This window comes from Nocardia sp. CDC519, assembly GCF_059509835.1.
This window is the reverse complement of record NZ_CM183377.1, coordinates 4,723,948-4,740,339: the sequence shown is the minus strand read 5'-3', so window position 1 is coordinate 4,740,339 and position 16,392 is coordinate 4,723,948. Positions and strand designations below refer to the sequence as shown.

At 68.5% G+C, this 16,392-nt stretch carries 18 protein-coding genes; 8 read left to right on the top strand and 10 right to left on the bottom strand.

The window, feature by feature from the left end:
- Positions 1-9 precede the first annotated feature (9 nt).
- The 6 genes from AC5W7N_RS21215 to AC5W7N_RS21190 are packed head-to-tail and all read left to right on the top strand — an operon-like array spanning position 10 to position 6,202.
- A complete protein-coding gene (locus tag AC5W7N_RS21215) occupies positions 10-1,002 on the top strand; it encodes an MlaD family protein (protein ID WP_495922048.1) in 993 nt (330 codons plus the stop codon).
- On the top strand, positions 999-2,003 hold the full coding sequence (locus AC5W7N_RS21210) for an MlaD family protein (protein WP_163815921.1): 1,005 nt from the start codon (positions 999-1,001) through the stop codon (positions 2,001-2,003). Before AC5W7N_RS21215 ends, AC5W7N_RS21210 begins: the two co-directional genes overlap by 4 nt.
- Positions 1,991-3,070 carry an MlaD family protein gene (locus tag AC5W7N_RS21205; RefSeq protein WP_256673473.1) on the top strand — a complete coding sequence of 360 codons (1,080 nt, stop codon included), beginning with the start codon at positions 1,991-1,993 and terminating at the stop codon, positions 3,068-3,070. The genes AC5W7N_RS21210 and AC5W7N_RS21205 overlap by 13 nt, the downstream gene beginning before the upstream one ends.
- Positions 3,070-4,173: an MlaD family protein gene (locus AC5W7N_RS21200; RefSeq protein WP_495922047.1), complete on the top strand. Its 1,104-nt coding sequence runs from the start codon at positions 3,070-3,072 to the stop codon at positions 4,171-4,173. The genes AC5W7N_RS21205 and AC5W7N_RS21200 overlap by 1 nt, the downstream gene beginning before the upstream one ends.
- Positions 4,170-5,249, top strand: a complete 1,080-nt coding sequence (locus AC5W7N_RS21195; protein ID WP_163815917.1) for an MlaD family protein — start codon at positions 4,170-4,172, stop codon at positions 5,247-5,249. The genes AC5W7N_RS21200 and AC5W7N_RS21195 overlap by 4 nt, the downstream gene beginning before the upstream one ends.
- Positions 5,246-6,202, top strand: coding sequence for an MlaD family protein (locus AC5W7N_RS21190; protein WP_163815916.1), 957 nt, complete (start codon positions 5,246-5,248; stop codon positions 6,200-6,202). Before AC5W7N_RS21195 ends, AC5W7N_RS21190 begins: the two co-directional genes overlap by 4 nt.
- Positions 6,203-6,244: 42 nt before the next feature.
- Here the strand turns inward: AC5W7N_RS21190 and AC5W7N_RS21185 are convergent, their stop codons facing one another.
- Together AC5W7N_RS21185 and AC5W7N_RS21180 are read right to left on the bottom strand one after the other, a co-directional pair.
- Positions 6,245-6,625, bottom strand: a complete 381-nt coding sequence (locus tag AC5W7N_RS21185; protein ID WP_163815914.1) for a DUF5313 family protein — start codon at positions 6,623-6,625, stop codon at positions 6,245-6,247.
- Positions 6,622-7,146: a MarR family winged helix-turn-helix transcriptional regulator gene (locus tag AC5W7N_RS21180; protein ID WP_163815912.1), complete on the bottom strand. Its 525-nt coding sequence runs from the start codon at positions 7,144-7,146 to the stop codon at positions 6,622-6,624. Before AC5W7N_RS21180 ends, AC5W7N_RS21185 begins: the two co-directional genes overlap by 4 nt.
- An 81-nt stretch (positions 7,147-7,227) precedes the next feature.
- Here AC5W7N_RS21180 and AC5W7N_RS21175 point away from each other — a divergent pair, with 81 nt between their 5' ends.
- Together AC5W7N_RS21175 and AC5W7N_RS21170 are read left to right on the top strand one after the other, a co-directional pair.
- Entirely contained in the window at positions 7,228-7,857 is a 630-nt protein-coding gene (locus AC5W7N_RS21175; RefSeq protein ID WP_163815910.1) for a TetR/AcrR family transcriptional regulator, read from the top strand.
- 104 nt (positions 7,858-7,961) lie between these two features.
- The gene (locus AC5W7N_RS21170) at positions 7,962-9,062 is read left to right on the top strand and encodes a DUF6670 family protein (protein ID WP_495922046.1); all 1,101 of its coding nucleotides are present in this window, start codon (positions 7,962-7,964) and stop codon (positions 9,060-9,062) included.
- Between the two features lie 13 nt (positions 9,063-9,075).
- Here AC5W7N_RS21170 and AC5W7N_RS21165 read toward each other — a convergent pair whose 3' ends face one another.
- Genes AC5W7N_RS21165 through AC5W7N_RS21130 form a run of 8 tightly spaced genes read right to left on the bottom strand, consistent with a single transcriptional unit; the run spans position 9,076 to position 16,336 of the window.
- Positions 9,076-9,474, bottom strand: a complete 399-nt coding sequence (locus AC5W7N_RS21165) for a phage holin family protein (protein WP_195021464.1) — start codon at positions 9,472-9,474, stop codon at positions 9,076-9,078.
- Complete coding sequence (locus AC5W7N_RS21160) at positions 9,471-10,070, bottom strand: SRPBCC family protein (RefSeq protein WP_495922045.1); 600 nt, start codon at positions 10,068-10,070, stop codon at positions 9,471-9,473. The genes AC5W7N_RS21165 and AC5W7N_RS21160 overlap by 4 nt, the downstream gene beginning before the upstream one ends.
- Positions 10,071-10,096: 26 nt before the next feature.
- Complete coding sequence (locus AC5W7N_RS21155) at positions 10,097-10,777, bottom strand: Rv1363c family protein (protein WP_495922044.1); 681 nt, start codon at positions 10,775-10,777, stop codon at positions 10,097-10,099.
- A 25-nt stretch (positions 10,778-10,802) separates the two neighbouring features.
- Positions 10,803-12,065, bottom strand: coding sequence for an MlaD family protein (locus tag AC5W7N_RS21150; RefSeq protein WP_495922043.1), 1,263 nt, complete (start codon positions 12,063-12,065; stop codon positions 10,803-10,805).
- On the bottom strand, positions 12,062-13,144 hold the full coding sequence (locus AC5W7N_RS21145; protein ID WP_495922042.1) for an MCE family protein: 1,083 nt from the start codon (positions 13,142-13,144) through the stop codon (positions 12,062-12,064). The genes AC5W7N_RS21150 and AC5W7N_RS21145 overlap by 4 nt, the downstream gene beginning before the upstream one ends.
- The gene (locus AC5W7N_RS21140; RefSeq protein WP_495922041.1) at positions 13,141-14,235 is read right to left on the bottom strand and encodes an MCE family protein; all 1,095 of its coding nucleotides are present in this window, start codon (positions 14,233-14,235) and stop codon (positions 13,141-13,143) included. The genes AC5W7N_RS21145 and AC5W7N_RS21140 overlap by 4 nt, the downstream gene beginning before the upstream one ends.
- The gene (locus tag AC5W7N_RS21135) at positions 14,232-15,314 is read right to left on the bottom strand and encodes an MCE family protein (RefSeq protein WP_495922040.1); all 1,083 of its coding nucleotides are present in this window, start codon (positions 15,312-15,314) and stop codon (positions 14,232-14,234) included. The genes AC5W7N_RS21140 and AC5W7N_RS21135 overlap by 4 nt, the downstream gene beginning before the upstream one ends.
- A complete protein-coding gene (locus tag AC5W7N_RS21130; protein ID WP_163815892.1) occupies positions 15,314-16,336 on the bottom strand; it encodes an MCE family protein in 1,023 nt (340 codons plus the stop codon). The genes AC5W7N_RS21135 and AC5W7N_RS21130 overlap by 1 nt, the downstream gene beginning before the upstream one ends.
- Positions 16,337-16,392 lie beyond the last annotated feature (56 nt).

The window sequence follows — 16,392 nt, the reverse complement described above, 5'->3', positions numbered from 1 at the left end:
ACGCGCGCGATGACCGTGGGGGCGGCCATCGTCGGCGTGGTCGTCGCGGTGCTGCTCGCCACCGTCTGCTATCGCACGCTGCGCTCCGAGGACGGGCTGCGCATCGCCCTGCAGACCGAGCAGATCGGTGACGGCATCATCGCGGGCACCCCGGTGCGCGTGGACGGGGTGCTGGTCGGCGAGGTCGCCGAGATCGCCCCCGAGGCGCGCGGCACCCAGCGCATCACCCTCGACCTCGACGAGTCCCGGCTGTCCGGGCTGGACGACAGCCTGAGGGTCGATTACGCGCCGTCGAATCTGTTCGGCGTGAGCGAACTCGAACTGCTGCCCGGCTCCGGCGGTTCCCCGCTGCGCGCGGACATGGTGATCGACCTGACCGGTGACCGCGCGGCCGACGTCTACGACGCCACCATGGGCAGCTTGCTGCGCGGTATGTCGCAGGTGGGCGCGACGGTGTTCACCCCGCAGATGGCGACCGTCATCGCGCAGGCCGCCGCCGACGTGGAGGCGTTCACGCCGCTCGCGCAGGCCCTGATCGCGGCCGCGCGCACCGTCGCCGACAACCAGTCCATGCCGTCCTCGGACCTGGTCGGCCGGCTCGGCGGCGCCTTCGACGGCGGCGGCAAGTTCGCCGGCGCCACCATCGAGGTGATCGATCAGTTCGTCGAGATCGATGTGCTCAACACCGATCGCGAGCGTCTCGACGCGGGCGTGGCCGCACTGACCGGGCAGATCCTGCCCGCGCTTGCCACCACCCTCACCGAAGCCGGCCAGCTCTCCGGCTACACCGACATGCTCGCGCCGATGCTCACGGTGCTGGCACGCACGGTGTCGACCCCGCAGCAGTCGGCGGCCGATCTGCGTGCCCTGCTGACCCGGCTCGGCGCCGCCATGAAGGACACCCCGGACGGTCCGGTCCTCGATCTCGAATTGGAACTGCGTGGCGTGCCGGGTATCGCGGTGCCGCTGCTCGGGCTGCCGGTGAAGGGAGGCGCCCGATGACGGTGCGTGGTGCGGCCTGGCGGCTGGCGGTGTTCGCCGCGGCCATGGTGGTGATCCTGCTGGTGGTGATCACCGCGATCAAGCGGCCGGTCGACGGTGACACCGAGGCGCACAGCGCGCTGTTCACCGACGCCAACGGCCTCAAGGTCGGCGATGACGTGCGCATGTACGGCGTGCAGGTCGGCAAGGTCGAGGGCATCGAGCTCGACGGCTATCAGGCCGAGGTGCGGCTGACGGTCGAGACCTCGACCCCGATCTACGACAACAGTGTCCTGGCCATCCGGTACCAGAACCTCACCGGCCAGCGCTATATCGATCTGCAGCAGCAGCCGAACCCCGGTGCCCGGCTGCCCGACGGCGCCCGCATCGGTACCGATATGACGCTGCCGTCGTTCGATGTGACCAGCCTGTTCAACGGTTTGAAGCCGGTGCTGGCCACCATGTCTCCGGAGGCGATCAACCAGTTCACCGAGAGCATGCTCGCGGTGATCGAGGGTGACGGCGCGGGGCTGGGTCCGGCGCTGGACGCCATCGGCAAGCTCAGCGAGCATGTCGGCAACCGGCAGGAAGTGATCGCCACCCTGGTCGGCAACATGTCCGATCTGGCCGACCGGGTCGGCGGGCGAGTGCATCATCTGGTGCCGCTGCTGGCACGGCTGTCCGACATCTTCGAGGCGCTGCGCACCAATGTCGGCGGACTGGCCGAATTCGCCATGACCGCGCCCTCGGTGCTCGGCCCCATCGACCGGCTGCTGGACGCGCTCGGCCTGGCCACCGACGGCAGCACCGATGTGGACGCGATGATCCGCGGGCTGTTCCCGGACCCGCAGGAAGCGGTCGAGGTGTTCGGCAGGCTGCCCGGTCTGCTCGCCGCGGTGGACAACGCCCTGCCGCGCACAGTCGCGGGCTGGAAGCCCGAGTGCAGTAAAGGACAAGCCGAACTGCCCGAGCCGGTGCAGGTGCTCATCGGCGGACAGAAGGTCGCGATATGCAACGCGTGAAACTGCCCGGCCTCGACCGGATCCGCCGCATGGTCAACGGCGACACCCCGATCATGGACGAGCCCACCCGGCTGCGTAAGGAGCTGCGGCTGGGCATCATCGGCGCCGTCGCGCTGGTGATCGCCGCCGTCGCCGCGGGCGTGGTGTACGTGGTGCCGTTCGGCAAGACCACCTATACCGCCGAACTCAGCGAAGCGCAGTCGGTGAAGGCGGGCGATGATGTGCGGCTGGCCGGCATCTCGGTGGGCACGGTGGAATCGCTCGAGCTGAAACCGGATCGGGTGATCATGCGGTTCACCGTCGATTCCGACGTGTTCGTCGGCGATCAGAGCTCGCTCGACATCCGCATGCTCACCATCGTCGGCGGCCACTACGTCGCGCTGTTCCCGGCCGGTGATCAGCCGTTGGGGGACACGCCGATTCCGGCAGAGCGGGTTCGCCTGCCCTACAGCCTGATCGAAACCTTCCAGGACGCCACCGCGCCCCTGCAGGCCACCGACGGCGACACCCTGCGCCGCAACCTGGCCTCCATCCAGACCTCGATCGACGGCGCCCCCGACACGCTGCGCACCACTCTCGACACCCTCGGCCAGTACCTGGACGCCATCGAACGTCAGCGCACCCAGGTGTCCAACGCGATCGCGGTGGCCGACGAGTACGTCACCATGTACGACGGCGCGAAAACCGATCTCGGCCGGCTGATGGACAACGTCAACCTGATGGAGACCGTGCTGCTGGACAAGCGCGCCGAGCTGAAAGCGGCGGTCGGGCTGTTGTCCTCGGTGGTGCAGCGGCTGGCGACGCTGGCACCCGCCTGGGACGACACGCTGAAACCGAAGGCGCAGCAACTGGCGGACGCGCTGCCGCGGCTGCAGGAGTTCGGCACCCAGCTCGAACCGCTCATCACCGCCGTGCAGGGGCTCGGCGACCGGCTGGGTGGGCTGGTGATCCCGGACGGTCCGGTGACGATCGACCGCTCGGGGGAAACCGTCACCGCGCCACCGGGGCTGGATCCGGGTGCGGCGCTCGGGCCGATCTGTGTTCCGGTGCCGGGGAAGGTGTGCTGATGGTGAAGCGGATTCTCGGCTCACAGGCGTTCATGTCGATCGCGGGCGCGCTGGTCATCGCGTTGCTCGCCGTGGTCGGCTATGTCGTCGCGTTCGATCCGATCAAGGAAACCCGGTCCTACTGCGCGATCATGCCCGACAGCGTCGGCCTGTACGAGGGCAACAAGGTCTCGATGCGTGGCATCGACGTCGGCACCGTGACCGGCATCCGGCCCGAAGGCGCCGCCGTGCGTGTCGATTTCGAGGTCGACGCCGAGCACCCGGTCTACGCCGACGCCTCCGCGACCACCCTGTCCGACAGCGTGGTCGCCGACCGCGAACTCGCGGTGCTGGCCAGCGGCAAGACCGCCGACGAGTGGGATGCCGGGCAGTGCATCACCAAAACGCTGACGCCCAAGAGCCTCACCGAAACCATCACCGCGCTCGCGGCCCTGTCCGAGGAGATCGGCGGCACCCCGCAGACCCAGCCGGATGCGCTGGCCGGCGGTCTGCGCGCCTTGGATTCGGCCACCGCTGGTACCGGCGCGCAGATCAACAACCTGGTCATGAAGCTGGGTTCGACGCTGAAATCCCCGGATGCCGATATCGGCCACCTCGCGGGCATCTTCGACGCGTTCTCCTCGGTGTCGCAGAAGGTCAGCACACACTGGGGTGACCTGAAGACCATGCTCACCCGGCTGGCGCCGGTGCTCAACCAGGCCAGCAACGATCTGCTGGTGCCCGGTGCGGCCCTGTTCGATGGGCTGCGCGAGGTGCTGCCCATGCTCAACGACCTGACCACCATCCTGGCCGACCCGCTCATGGGCACCCTGGACGGGCTGGTCCCGCTGGTGAAGATGTTGCGCGCCAACGTCGGATCGCTGCGCGACATCGTCCTCATGGCGCCGGCGCTGACCTCGGCCTTCCGTTCGGTGACCGATCCGGCGACGGGCGCACCCGGCCTGGTCTACGCACCGCCGAAGGTGGCCATCGCCCAGCGCGACGCCGAGCAGGTCTGCGCCGCGATCAACGCGGTCGCGCCCGGCCGTTGCGCGGGCGCGGGCAACGGCATGGTCGACGTCCAACTCGTTCAGCTGGTGCTGGGATTGGCAGGTGCGCGATGACCGCGCTGCTCGGTAAGCGGATGCGTTCGGCCGCGATCGCCGTCGCGTTGTCCGCAGCGCTGTTCGCCGGTGGCTGTGCGTTCGATCCGGCCCAGGTGCCGGTGCCAGGTACCTCGGTGTCCGGCTCGACCTACCAGGTCAGCATCGAGTTCGCGAATGTGCTCAATCTGCCCGCGCGCGCCAAGGTCATCGCCAACGGCGCCCAGGTCGGGACCGTGGATTCGGTGCGGGTGGTGCCGGCGGACGAGGCTCCCGAGGGGCGCGGCGGCTACGTGGTGGTCGACATCGACGTCTCCGATGACGTGCGCCTGCCCGCCACCACCATCGCCGAACTGCGGCAGAACACCGTGCTCGGCGATATCCACATCGCACTGACCACCCCGCCCGACGGATTCGACTCGCTGCTGGCGCCCGGCGGCACCATTACCCTCGAGCAGACCAAACCGCCGGTGCAGCTCGAGGACACGATGGCCGCCATGGCGGTGTTCGTGCAGGGCGGTGCGGTCGGTCAGTTGCAGGACATCATCAACCGGTTCAACTCGGTGCTGCCGCAGGATCCGAGGGAAACCCAGCGCATCACGCAGGTGATCGCGGGTGACGTCGTCGATCTGGCGGCCAATCTCGATCAGGTGGACCGGCTGCTCTACGGCCTGGAAACCAATTCCAGTGTGTTGCACCAGATCCAGCCCGAACTCGACAACATCCTGCGGCCGGAATCGGTGCGGCAGATGACCGACGCCACCGACTCCATCGGCGGCGTCACCGATATCTTCGGCGCACTCGCGCCCGTCGGTGCGTCGATGACCTGGCTGACGCCGCTGGTGCAGGCCGGCGACGCGGCCGCGCTGGCCTTCGCACCGCTGATCACCGGCGCACCGCTGAACACCGCCTCGCCATCGAATCTGGCGCTGCTCACCGCATTGTTGCGGGACAAGATCATTCCGTTCGTCGAGCGTGGTGCCAAGGTGAACATCGCCGACGTCCAGGTGACGCCGGCCGGCGGCGCACCGATCTCCGCCGACGACCAGATCGACCGCATCATCGAGACCCTGCGCATGATCGGAGCCATCCGATGAAGATCGGCCCGCTGGCTTCCCTCGGCGGAATCGCCGCCATCACCGTGCTCGGCGCGAGCTACCTGACCTTCGGTGTGGTGCAGGTCGATCCGTTCGCCGACTACACCGAGGCGTCGATGGTGCTGAAGAATTCCGGTGGGCTCGGCGTCGGTTCGCCGATTCTGCTGACCGGTATCGAGGTCGGCCGGGTGACCTCGGTGGACCGCACCGCCGCCGGTGTGGAGGTGGGGCTGCGCGTCGACAGCGAGCACAAGGTGCCCACCGACAGCGTCGTCACCATCGAGCATCTGTCCGCGCTCGGTGAGCCGTATGTGCAGTTCCGGCCGAAAACCGGTGCGGGACCGTACCTCGAGGACGGGCAGCGGTTGCAGTCGCAGGACGTGCGCACCCCGCTGTCGATTCCCGAGGCGGCCAGGATGGTCACCGACACGATGAACCAGCTCGACCCCGAGGTGGTCGGTTCACTGGCCGAAACCATGAGCGTGGCGCTGCACGGCACCGACGCGGTGATGCCCGAACTCACCCGCGCCGCCGACCTGCTGGCCTCGACCATCGTCTCCAGGGAACCGCAGATCGCGCAGCTGCTCAACGATTTCGAAGCCGTCTCCCAGGACATCGACTGGGCCGGTCCGGCCACCGCGGCCGCCGCTCCGGCCTTCACCCAGTTCGCCCAGCGCCTCGACGAACTGGTCGAATCGGTGGGCAGGCTGATCCAGACCGGCGATGCCCCGCAGATGTACCTCGAGGGCAACGGCCTGGTGCCGTTCCTGCAAAGGCTCACCGAATGGGTGCACCAGGTGGGCCCGGAGCTGGCCTCGCTGCTGCCCGGACTGCAACCGCTGGCCGACGCCGTCACCGCCACCGGCCCGCGCCTGGATCTCTCGGCGCTCATCGCGCAGGCGCTCGAGTCCACCGACGACGACGCCGTCAAGGTCCGCGTCACCGTCAAGTAGTTCGTCGAGCGTGTCAGCGGCGCTGTTCGCGAAACGCGGCGCTCAGTGCGGATGTTGTGCGGCGTACCTGGCGCGTTCGCGTGCGCGGCGGTCGGCGCGCTCGGGGTTCTCCAGGTCGGCGGGCAGGCCGTGTTTCGCCAGCCGGTGCGCGCGGTTCATCGGCATGAACGCCACCGTGTAGAACAGCGCCAGCAGCAGCGCCAGCAGCACCATCGAACCGCGCAACCACAGCTCACCGGGGAAGAACAGGAACACCGCGAACAGCGGGACGAACGGCACCAGGCCGCGCAGCACGTGCCGGGGGAAGGCGTACTTGCCGGTGAGATCGTTGCGGACCCAGTCGCGCATGGAATCGGGCAGCTTGCGCCCGCAGGCGTAGCCGAGCCATTGGATCGGGTTCGGGCGGCGGCGTTCGCGGGTCATGAGCGGGCTCCTTCGGTGCGCGTGTGGTGGGTGTTCGCTTCGGTCGCCTCGGGCTCGGCGAGCACCCATCGGCGCGCGGCCTGGTTCACCCGGGTCAGCACGGTGTGCAATTCCTCCAGGTCGGCCAGGCTGACCCCGAGCCGCTGCACCACCGCCGGCGGGATGGCCTCGGCCTGCCGGCGGAGCGCGCGGCCCTGTTCGGTCAGATCGATCACCAGGTTGCGTTCGTCGCGCGGATCGCGTTCCCGTGTGATCAGCCCGGCGCTGTGCAACCGCTTGAGCAGCGGCGACAGAGTGGGGGAGTCGAGCTGGATGGCCTCGGCGATCTCCTTGACCGACATCGGCGCCGAACCCCACAGCGCCAGCATCACCAGATACTGCGGGTGGGTCAGGCCCATCGGTTCCAGCAGCGGCCGGTAGACCGCGAGCACCGCGCGGTTGGCCACCGCGAGCGCGAAGCACACCTGGCGGTCCAGGCGCAGCGGATCGTCGAGCTCGAGATCCGTCGGCTGTCCGTTCATGCCCACCACGTTAGCGCATTAATAGTTCGTGCGTTAAGTAATGTGACCGGCATCCTTGGCTGCCTGTGGTCTGATAGATGAATGGGCACGGCAGGTACGAAGGGTGTCCCGCGGGCGGAGCGGGAACGGCAGATCCTGGACGCCGCGACCGAGGAGTTCGGCGGGCACGGATACGCGGGTACCTCGCTGGCGGCTGTGGCAGCTCGGTCCGGCGTCTCCAAACCGATGGTGCTGGCGTACTTCTCCTCCAAGGACGGGCTGTACGCGGCCTGCGTACGCCGCGCGGGCGACAACCTGACCGCCCATATCGAGCGCGCGATGGCCGACGGCGCAGCGGGTCTGCGGCTGCCCGCGCTGGTGCTCACCGCCATCTTCGCCGCCCTGGAACCACGGCCCAACGACTGGCACGTCATCTGGGATCGCGGTTTGCCCGAGGACGGAGACGCATTGGCAGAGGCGATGCGGGTGCGTCGGCGGCTGGTCGAACAGGCCTCGCGCGGCGTCGCGGTCGTCGGCGAAGCGGTGCCGCGGACGATCGACGCCGACGATCTGGCCGTGCTCACCGAGGTGTGGACGGGCATGGTCGGCTCGGTGGTGCGGTGGTGGCTGCGGCATCCGGAGCAGTCGGCGCCGGAGATGGCCGCGCGCTGCCTGCGCATCGTCGACCTGATCGCCGAGGCGGGCATGCACGATCGGCAGGCGACCCCTTGACCTGTGTTTGACCGATCGGTAAATTACCGTGAGGTCACGCAACGGCGCGTGCACCGGACGACTGCTGCGGTGGACGTCCACGCTGGTCGAGAGGACGTTCTCGTATGTCGGCAACCTGTATCACCGATCGGTCCCGGCCCGGACAGCGCAGCCTGCCGGTGCGGCTCGCGGCGAAGGCGTTGCTCGCCGGGCTGGCGCCACGGGTGGATCGACGGGTCATCGAATCCAGTCGCCCGTTCGGGCGGCCGGAGATGCTTCGGCCGCACCAGGATTCGTCGCTGTGGGCGTGGACGCACTACGGGGTCTTCCTGCCCCGTCTGCCGGGGCGCCACCGTTACCTGAACACGATGACGCTCATCGGCGCCACCGGCTCGGTCTGCTTCGACAACGACTATCTGGCCGTCGCCGACGCCAGGCACACCAGCACCGTGTTCTCCTCGACCGCGCACGCCGCGCAGCGTCACTACCGAGCCTACGACACCCGCACCGAATGCGAGTTCGCGGCCGACGGTTCGGCCCTGCGCTGGGGCGAGGACCTCGAGATCACCGGCAGCTACCCGCATTTCACCCTCACCGGGCGCTATCCCGGTTTCCGGGTCGACGCCGAGATCACCGCGACACCGCAGGTGTCGTGGTTCATCCGCACCCCCGTCTACGATCATTTCAGCCTGCTGGCCACCTGCCGCGGCACTCTCACCGACGCCGAGGGCAGCACCGATTTCGACACCCTCGGCACTGTCGAATACGCCCGCTGCCTCTCGCCACAGGCCTTGACCGCGCGTCCGGTGCCCGAGGCGCTCAAAGTGCCGGTCGACTTCTTCACCTACCAGATCATCAACCTCGACCGGCGCACCCAACTGCTGCTCACCGACGTCCGCGCCGCGGGCGCCACGGCCTGCCGGATGGCGCATCTGCGTTCACTGGACGGCGACGCCCGCGCCTTCACCGACGTGCGCATGGAGGTGCTTGCCGACCGCAACGCCGTCGACGAACTCGGCCGCGTCATGCGCGTACCGCGCGAACTGCGCTGGTCGGTGCGCGACGGCAACCGCGAGGTCTTCGCGCTGACCGTCACGGTCGACGCCCCGCTGCGCTACGGCCACGGCCGCGGATACGCCGGCGCCATGACCTACGCGGGCAGCTGGCGGGGGCGGCCGGTCGACGGGAGCGGGTACATGGAGTGGGTCGACTGCGAGAGTCGGTGAGCGGCCGAGGGATTCAGCGGCGCTGAACTCGACCGCCGGGTGCGCCGGGTCCCCGGCGGCGGGCGCGGGCCAGGAGCCAGAGGCCGACGCCTGCCGCGGCTGCCGCGACGAGCAGCAGTGCGCAGCCCTCGATCAGGAGGGCAGCCCAGCGCGGCACCCACAGGTCGAGCACTTCGACACCGGCGGCGAGCAGCAGGTAGCCCGCACACCCCAGCGCGACGGCGGCGGCACCGAGCGCGACAGCGCCGAGGAGGGCGGTCTGGAGGCGGTCGAGCAGATCGGCGCGCACCGCGAGAGCCTTGCGGCGCAACCACCTCCACACCGTACGCAATGTTCGATAGCTGCTGGTGAGCAGGCTGTCCGTGGGCGCGTCGGTGGTGTCGGGTCCCGGTTCGGTGATGGTTTCGGTCATGCCGCCTGCTCCGAGACCCGCGTCGAGAGCCGACCGAGAGCGAATCGGGCGAATGGGCGGACGAACGGGGCGGCCCAGCTCGCCGGAAGGAACGCGAAGATGGCCGGGCGGCCGCCGACGGTCCAGGAGACCTCGGTGCCACCGTCCGCGGTGGGTTCCAGGCGGAAGTCCTGCTGGTAGGTGAGCACCACCAGCGGCACCGACGTGCGGACGCCGACCACTGTCAGGCGGCGGCCCGGCTCGGCCCTGACGACCTGTTCTGCCGCCGCGAACAGCAGCGCGTCCAGGGTTCGCACGGCGCCGACGCCGCGCTCACGGCCCTGATAGCGGACGCCGCCGATCAGCGGGAACCAGGAGAACGCACCCTCGCCGAGGGCGTCGTAGACCCGCTCCGTCGGGGCCTCGAACCGGCGGACCACGGTCATCTCGAAGGTGGGTCGCCGCGATCGCAAGGTGCGCAGCAGCGTCTCCGATTCCGGTTCGATCTCGGCGGACAGCAGTTTCCGTGCTCTGGCACGGAGGACGATCAGGGCGATGAGCCCGGCGCTCGCGCCGACGGCGACGAGCACCGCGGCGATGATGACGAGTTGTTTCATGGGCCGTATCCCTCGATAGGTGGTGGTCACTGCGGCAGCAGCGGCGAGCTGACCTCGTTCACCAGCCACGATCCGTCCACGTGCTGCATGGACAAGGTGACCGCGAGCTGCCCTTCGCGCGGTTGTCCCTGAGTGCCGACGCTGCTGATCGACTGCCCGATGACGACGACCGCGCGGGCGGTGTGCTCATCGCCGGATTCGATGGCGCACTGCACCTCACCCGGCCTCGACACCACCTGGCCCTTCGTCAAGACCTCGCGCAAAACCTTGCTGGTGGCGTCGAATTCCTGCTTCCACGCGCCGGTCGCACCGTCGAGCACGGCGGCGAAATAGGTGTCCAGGTTCTGCGCGTTGTAGTCGGCCAGCACCGGCGCGTATTCGCACGCCGCCAGCCGAGCGGCCTCCTTGGCGTCCTCGCGGGACCTGACCTGCTCGGCACGCACGGCGAAGTATCCGGCGGCGCCCACCGCACCGATCACCAGGGCGACACCGGCGGCCATGGCAATCCGACTGCCGCGCAACCTGTCGCGAGCCCCCGTCCGCCGCGGGGTTGGTGCGGCGGCTGCGGTGTCCTCCGCCGTCGGTGCGTCGTCGGCGTCGGCCACGGTCGCATCCGGCTGCGCGTCCGCGTGCCCGTCGGCCTGATCGGCCGGTTCCGCGGCCGTATCGCTGTTCGAGCGGTTCGGGTCGGGATCGGTGGTGCTCATGGACACTCCTGTGGTTCGTGGCAGTTCACTTCGCGGGCAACGGGACCGAGAGTTCGTCGCCGCTGACACCGGGCGGCGGGCCGGCACCGCTGTCGGGCACCTGCGGGCGTGGCGCGTTGGCGGAGCCGCGGATCTGGATTTCCGGGCGGGTGGTGACGCAGTAGTTGTACAGGCGGACCCGGCCGTCGGAGACCTGTGCGGGGGAGACCGGAATGGTGTCGTATTCGCAGGTCGGGCGCGGCCATATATCGGTGAGGGTGTGGAAGGCATTGTCGTGGGCGGGGATTCCCATGGCGGCCGATCCGAGCCGGATCGCCGGGAACAGCGCTCGCATGGCCGGGGTGCGCAGGCGGGCGGCGCGGGTGATGGCGACGAAGTTGGTCACCAGATCGGTGATCGGATCGGTGGTCTCGCCGATCACGCCGCCGAGCGTGGCCAGCTGGCCGGGGCCGAGGTCGAGCAGGCGCCGCACCTCCTGATCGGCGGCGGTCATCTGATCGAACAGGACGCCGGAACCGCGCACCAGCGTGCCGAGATCGGGTTGGGCGTGTGTGGTGGTCTCGGCGATGACGCTCAGGTTCCGGATGAGCTGGGTGGTGTGCGGCAGCATCCCGGTGAGCCCGGCCATGGCCTGGCTGATACCCGCGATGACGCTGCGCAGCTGGTCGGGTCCGGCCGCCAGGGCCTTGTCCAGTTCGTCCACGATGACGGTGAGGCGCTGCGGATTCAACCCGGAGATCAGCGCGCTGGTGTTGGACAGGAACGATTCGATCGTCACGGGCGTGGACACCCGGGCCGCGTCGATCACCGAACCGTCGGCCAGATAGGGGCCGTCGCCGGTGCTCGGCCGCAGATCCAAATACTGCTCACCGGCCGCCGACAGCCGCTGCACGGCGGCGGTGGTGTGCTGTGAGATCCGCGTACCGGACTCGATTTCCGCGATCGCCGTGACCCCGGAATCGGACAACTCAACCGACCGCACCCGGCCCACCCGGACTCCGCGCAGGGTGACGTCGTTGTCGGCCAGCAGCCCACCGGACACCGGCAGCATCACCGTCACCCGGTAGGTCTCCCGCAACGGGTTGAACCGCACGATGTCGACCGCGATATAGCCGGAACCGAGCAGCAACATCGCGATCAGGCCGATCGAGGCGACCACCGTCACCCGGTCCGAGAGCCAGCTCGCGACCCGCACGAGCACACTCGCCCCGCGATCGAGCCAGCGATCCGCCAACCGCAGCCCGGCATCGAGCAGCCGCAGCAGCGGATAGATCAGGTGCCGCTTCATCGGTGCCCGCCCTGCAATCGTTCCTGGACCCGGGCCAGCACCTGCGCGAGACTGCCGACGAAGGCGGCCGGATCGCTGCCGTCGGGCAGTCGGCTGCCGCTCGGATCGGTCAGTGCACCCAGACTCAGATACGAGATCCGCGCCCCCACCGCGAGACTGGTGCCCTCGGCGGTCGCTTGCAGCGACGGATACAGGATGTGCAGGCCGTCGAGGGTGCCCGCCAGATTGTCGCCCATCCGGGTGAACCCGCCCATCAGCCGCTGCACGCTGTCGAACAAGCTACGGAACTGTTCGCCGGTGGTCGTGGTGAAATCGCCGAGCGCGGCCATGGTCACCGACACCTTCGCGGTGAGGTCGACGATGGCCTGGTTGTTCTCCGCGATCACCCCGATCAGCGGCGGGAACTGCTCGGCGGCAGAGCCTAATTCGGCCTTGCGGGCGTTCAGCACGGTGGTGAGCCCGGTCAGTCCGTGCAGCACGCTATCGATCTGACCGGTGCGCTGGTTCAACGCGTCCAGCGTCGCGGTCAGCTCGGTGAGCAGATGCGCAAGCTGCGGGCCGCGACCACCGATCATCGAGTTCATCTCGCTGGTGATCCGCGCGACCTGATTGAGCGCGCCGCCGTCGAGCAGCATCGACATCGACATCATCAGCTGCTCGACCGATGCGCCGGCCGAGGTGTGCTCGCGGTCGATGGTGTCGCCGTCGGCGAGCAGCGGGGAGCCGGGGCGCTTCGCGGGCAGGGTGAGGCCGATGAAGATATCGCCGAGCGGCGTCGCCTGGCGCAGCTCGGCGCGGGTGCCTTCGGGTAGCTGGATACCGCTGCTGATCGATAGCCGCACCTCGGCGCGGAAATCCATGGTGTCGATCTCGGTGACCACGCCGACGTCGGTGCCGCCGATCTTGACCCGCGCGCGTTCGGGCAGGTTGAGCGCGTCGTCGAAGACCGCGTGCAGGGTGTAGGTCGGGCCGTCCACTCCTGGTTGCGGCAGCGGCAGGTTGTCGACGGTGACCGCGCAGCCGCCGACGGCGAGCACGGCGAGCGCGGCCCCGGTCATATGGGCGAGCCGGCCGTTCATGCCGTCAGCCCCAGCAAGGCGGCGGTCAGTCCGAAGTCGGGTCCGAAGTCCGCGAGCCGCCCCGTGCGGCACCCGTCCGACCGCAGTTGCACCCGCTCGCAGAACAGCGCCAGGGTCTCGTTGTCCAGCAGGGATTTATCGGTGAGCAGATGTAGTCGCAGGGCCCGATGCTCCGGGCTCATGGCGGCCGCGAAGTTCTGGAAGAACAGCGGGCCCACATCCACGATCTCGGTCAACCCGCGGGCGTGGGCGCGCATCTGCGCGGTGATGGTGGTGAGCCGGTTCAGTGCCGCCGTCAGCGGTGCGCGATTCTCTGCGACGACGGCACTGGTGTTGGCGACGAAGTCGTTGAGCTGGGTGAGCACCGCCTGCAAGCCGGGCGCTTGATCGCTCAGCAACGTCACCAGTTCGGTGAGCCGTGCACTGAAATCACGGACGGTCCGATCGTTCTCGGCGACGACCTGGGTGATGTCGTTGAGTTTCACGATGGTGTTGGAGATCTGGTCCTTATTGGCCAGCGTCACCTCGAACGCCGACGACAGCGCGTCCAGGGTTTCGCGGATCTTGTCGCCATTGCCGTCCAGCATCGGGAACAGCACCCGGCTCGCCATCGGGCCCTCGGTGGAACTGCCCTTCAACGCGTCGCCGAGCTGTTCGAAGGTGCGCAGGATGCGGTCGAGCTCGACCGGAGTCCTGGTGCGGGCCAGGGGAATATGGGCACCATCGGCGAGCATCGCGCCGTCCTCGGTGGTGGCGGGGGTGAGTTCGATATGCCGATTGGTGATCAGCTGCGGCGAGATGAGCGCCGCCTTGGTGTCGGCGGGTAGCCCGACATCCTCGATGGTCATGCGCACTTCCACGAACGCGCCCTTGGCCTCGATCGCGTCCACCCGGCCGATCGGCAGCCCGAGCACCGACACCTCGTTACCGGCGTACAGTCCGGCGACGTTCTCGAAATCCGCGCTGATCCGCAGCAGATTTCCGCGCAGGCGATCCGGCAGCGAGGTCAGGCTGTGCGGTAGCGCCGAACAGCCGGCCGCGAACACCGCGACCAGGGCGAGCACGGCGAAACGAACAACGTTGCCGATCATCGGCACTCCTCCACGGCGTGCGCCAGGCACAGCCAGTTGTCGGGGAAAACCCACGGCAGATAGACCTCGCCGTAGGGGCCGTTGCCGAAGGCATTGTTGAACTGCCGCAACGCCACCGGCATCACCTGATAGAGGGCGTCGAGATTGTCGCGGTTCTTCTGCAAGCCCTCGGACATGGTGTTCAGGTTCTGGATGAGCGGACCCAACTGGCCGTTGTTCTGCACACCCATGGTCTGCAATGTCTTCGATACCGCTCCGATATCGTCGAGCAGGTTTCGAATCCAATCCTGTCTGCGGGCCACCGCATCGCCGATGGCCTGCCCGTGGGTGAGCAGCATGAGCACGCCGTTCTGGTTGTCGGCCACCAGCTGCGCGACGGCATCCATGTTCTTCAGCAGACTGTCCACCTCGGCACGGCGATCGCCGATGACCCCGGCCAGCACGCCGACGCTGTCGAGCGCCTGCGAGGTCAGCTCGGGCGAATCACCCATCTGCTGGTGCACCGCCTCGAGCGCGGCCCGTAGCTTGTCCGGGTCGAGGCGCTCGATGTGCTCGAAGGAGTTCTGATAGACCGGATCGTCGATGACCTTGGACAGGTTGTACGGAACGGTGGTGCGTTCGAGCGGGATGAGCTCGCCGGGCAGATCGCTGCCGGTGCCGGGATTCAGCTCGACGTGCATTTTGCCGAGGATCGTCGACATCTCGATCGCCGCACCGGCGTCCGCGCCGAGGGTGAGATCGTCGCGGATGGACAACTCGACCACGATCCGGTCCCGCCGCAGCTGTGCCGCCCGTACCGTCCCCACCTCGATACCGGCGACGTCCACGCTGTCACCCGGACGCAGGCCCGCGGCCTGCGCGAACTCCGCCCGCACCGTCCGGTGGCCGATTCCCGCCCGGGTGAGCAGACCGGATCCGGCCAGCAGTGCCAGCACCACCGCACCGGCCGTCAGCCCCAGCCACCAGTGCCGATTCTGCGAATAGCTGGGGATGGCCGCCCACATCTCGGGCATCGTGGGCAGCCCGAACCGCACCAGAATGCGGTTGATCAATCGGAACCGTGCGAGGAACCTCCGCATCACCGGCACACCTCCGAATGTGAGTTCCCGCCGACCTGCGAGAACAGCCCCTGTGGGAACAGCACGCCCCAGAGCGACACATCGAGTCCGCAGACATAGGAATTGATGTAGGTGCCGTTGCCGCTGATCCGGGCCAGCCCGGCCAGCACATCCGGCAGCTCGACGGCCGCGCGGTCGAGCCGGGCTCCATTGGACAGCAGCAGATTCACCCCGGCGGTGGCATCCAGCTGCGCCTGCGCCATCCCCGGCGCCACCTGTCCGATCAGCTCGGTGAGCGTGTCCGTCGAATCCGCGACCTGGGTGACCGCGCCCTTCAATGTCTCGCCCTGCTCATACAAGCCGGTGACCAGCGCACGCGATTGGGTGATGAGGGTTTCCAATTCCTGGCTGCGGTTCGCCAGCCCCGCGATGACGCCGCTGAGGTTGGTGATCACCGCGCCGAGAATCTCGTCGCGCTCACGGAACGTACCCGCCAGACTCGCCGCCCGGGTGATCAGCGCCGATAGTGACACCCCATCGCCCTGTAAGGCCTGCACCATCGTCTCCGACAGCGAATTCACCTCATCCGGCTGCAACATGCTGAACAGCGGCTCGAACCCGGCCAGCAGCGTGGAGACATCGAAGGAGGATTCGGTGCGCTCCAACGGAATCGACGCGCCCGCCGTCAGCCGCCGGCCCGCACCCTCGCCCGGCGCCAGCGCGATATAGCGCTGTCCGATCAGATTCTGATACCTGATCAGGGCCTTGGTGGTGGTGTAGAGCTGCTGGCGCGACTGCACCGAGAACTCCACGCGGGCCTTACGCTGCGGATCGAGTTCGATCGCATCGACACGGCCCACCCGCACCCCGGCCATCCGCACGTCGTCACCGACCCGCAGGCCGAGCACATCGGTGAATGTGGCGGAGTAGCCGGTGGTGTCGCCCGGCACCGAGCGTTGCAGGGTCGACCAGATCGTGTACGTGGCGCCGAGAGCGAGCGCCACGAAGATGGCGAGCCCGGCTATTGCGCTGCGGGAATTCATCGTCGGTCCCCCTGGTCGGTTGGTGGTGGTTCGCAGGCGAATCCGGCGCCTGCCGG

What these genes read in the sequence shown, in the direction of transcription:
- AC5W7N_RS21215 (WP_495922048.1), top strand. Translation starts at nt 10, where the DNA reads ATGACCGTGGGGGCGGCCATCGTCGGCGTGGTCGTCGCGGTGCTGCTC.
- AC5W7N_RS21210 (WP_163815921.1), top strand. Translation starts at nt 999, where the DNA reads ATGACGGTGCGTGGTGCGGCCTGGCGGCTGGCGGTGTTCGCCGCGGCC.
- AC5W7N_RS21205 (WP_256673473.1), top strand. Translation starts at nt 1,991, where the DNA reads ATGCAACGCGTGAAACTGCCCGGCCTCGACCGGATCCGCCGCATGGTC.
- AC5W7N_RS21200 (WP_495922047.1), top strand. Translation starts at nt 3,070, where the DNA reads ATGGTGAAGCGGATTCTCGGCTCACAGGCGTTCATGTCGATCGCGGGC.
- AC5W7N_RS21195 (WP_163815917.1), top strand. Translation starts at nt 4,170, where the DNA reads ATGACCGCGCTGCTCGGTAAGCGGATGCGTTCGGCCGCGATCGCCGTC.
- AC5W7N_RS21190 (WP_163815916.1), top strand. Translation starts at nt 5,246, where the DNA reads ATGAAGATCGGCCCGCTGGCTTCCCTCGGCGGAATCGCCGCCATCACC.
- AC5W7N_RS21185 (WP_163815914.1), bottom strand. Translation starts at nt 6,625, where the DNA reads ATGACCCGCGAACGCCGCCGCCCGAACCCGATCCAATGGCTCGGCTAC.
- AC5W7N_RS21180 (WP_163815912.1), bottom strand. Translation starts at nt 7,146, where the DNA reads ATGAACGGACAGCCGACGGATCTCGAGCTCGACGATCCGCTGCGCCTG.
- AC5W7N_RS21175 (WP_163815910.1), top strand. Translation starts at nt 7,228, where the DNA reads ATGGGCACGGCAGGTACGAAGGGTGTCCCGCGGGCGGAGCGGGAACGG.
- AC5W7N_RS21170 (WP_495922046.1), top strand. Translation starts at nt 7,962, where the DNA reads ATGTCGGCAACCTGTATCACCGATCGGTCCCGGCCCGGACAGCGCAGC.
- AC5W7N_RS21165 (WP_195021464.1), bottom strand. Translation starts at nt 9,474, where the DNA reads ATGACCGAAACCATCACCGAACCGGGACCCGACACCACCGACGCGCCC.
- AC5W7N_RS21160 (WP_495922045.1), bottom strand. Translation starts at nt 10,070, where the DNA reads ATGAAACAACTCGTCATCATCGCCGCGGTGCTCGTCGCCGTCGGCGCG.
- AC5W7N_RS21155 (WP_495922044.1), bottom strand. Translation starts at nt 10,777, where the DNA reads ATGAGCACCACCGATCCCGACCCGAACCGCTCGAACAGCGATACGGCC.
- AC5W7N_RS21150 (WP_495922043.1), bottom strand. Translation starts at nt 12,065, where the DNA reads ATGAAGCGGCACCTGATCTATCCGCTGCTGCGGCTGCTCGATGCCGGG.
- AC5W7N_RS21145 (WP_495922042.1), bottom strand. Translation starts at nt 13,144, where the DNA reads ATGAACGGCCGGCTCGCCCATATGACCGGGGCCGCGCTCGCCGTGCTC.
- AC5W7N_RS21140 (WP_495922041.1), bottom strand. Translation starts at nt 14,235, where the DNA reads ATGATCGGCAACGTTGTTCGTTTCGCCGTGCTCGCCCTGGTCGCGGTG.
- AC5W7N_RS21135 (WP_495922040.1), bottom strand. Translation starts at nt 15,314, where the DNA reads ATGCGGAGGTTCCTCGCACGGTTCCGATTGATCAACCGCATTCTGGTG.
- AC5W7N_RS21130 (WP_163815892.1), bottom strand. Translation starts at nt 16,336, where the DNA reads ATGAATTCCCGCAGCGCAATAGCCGGGCTCGCCATCTTCGTGGCGCTC.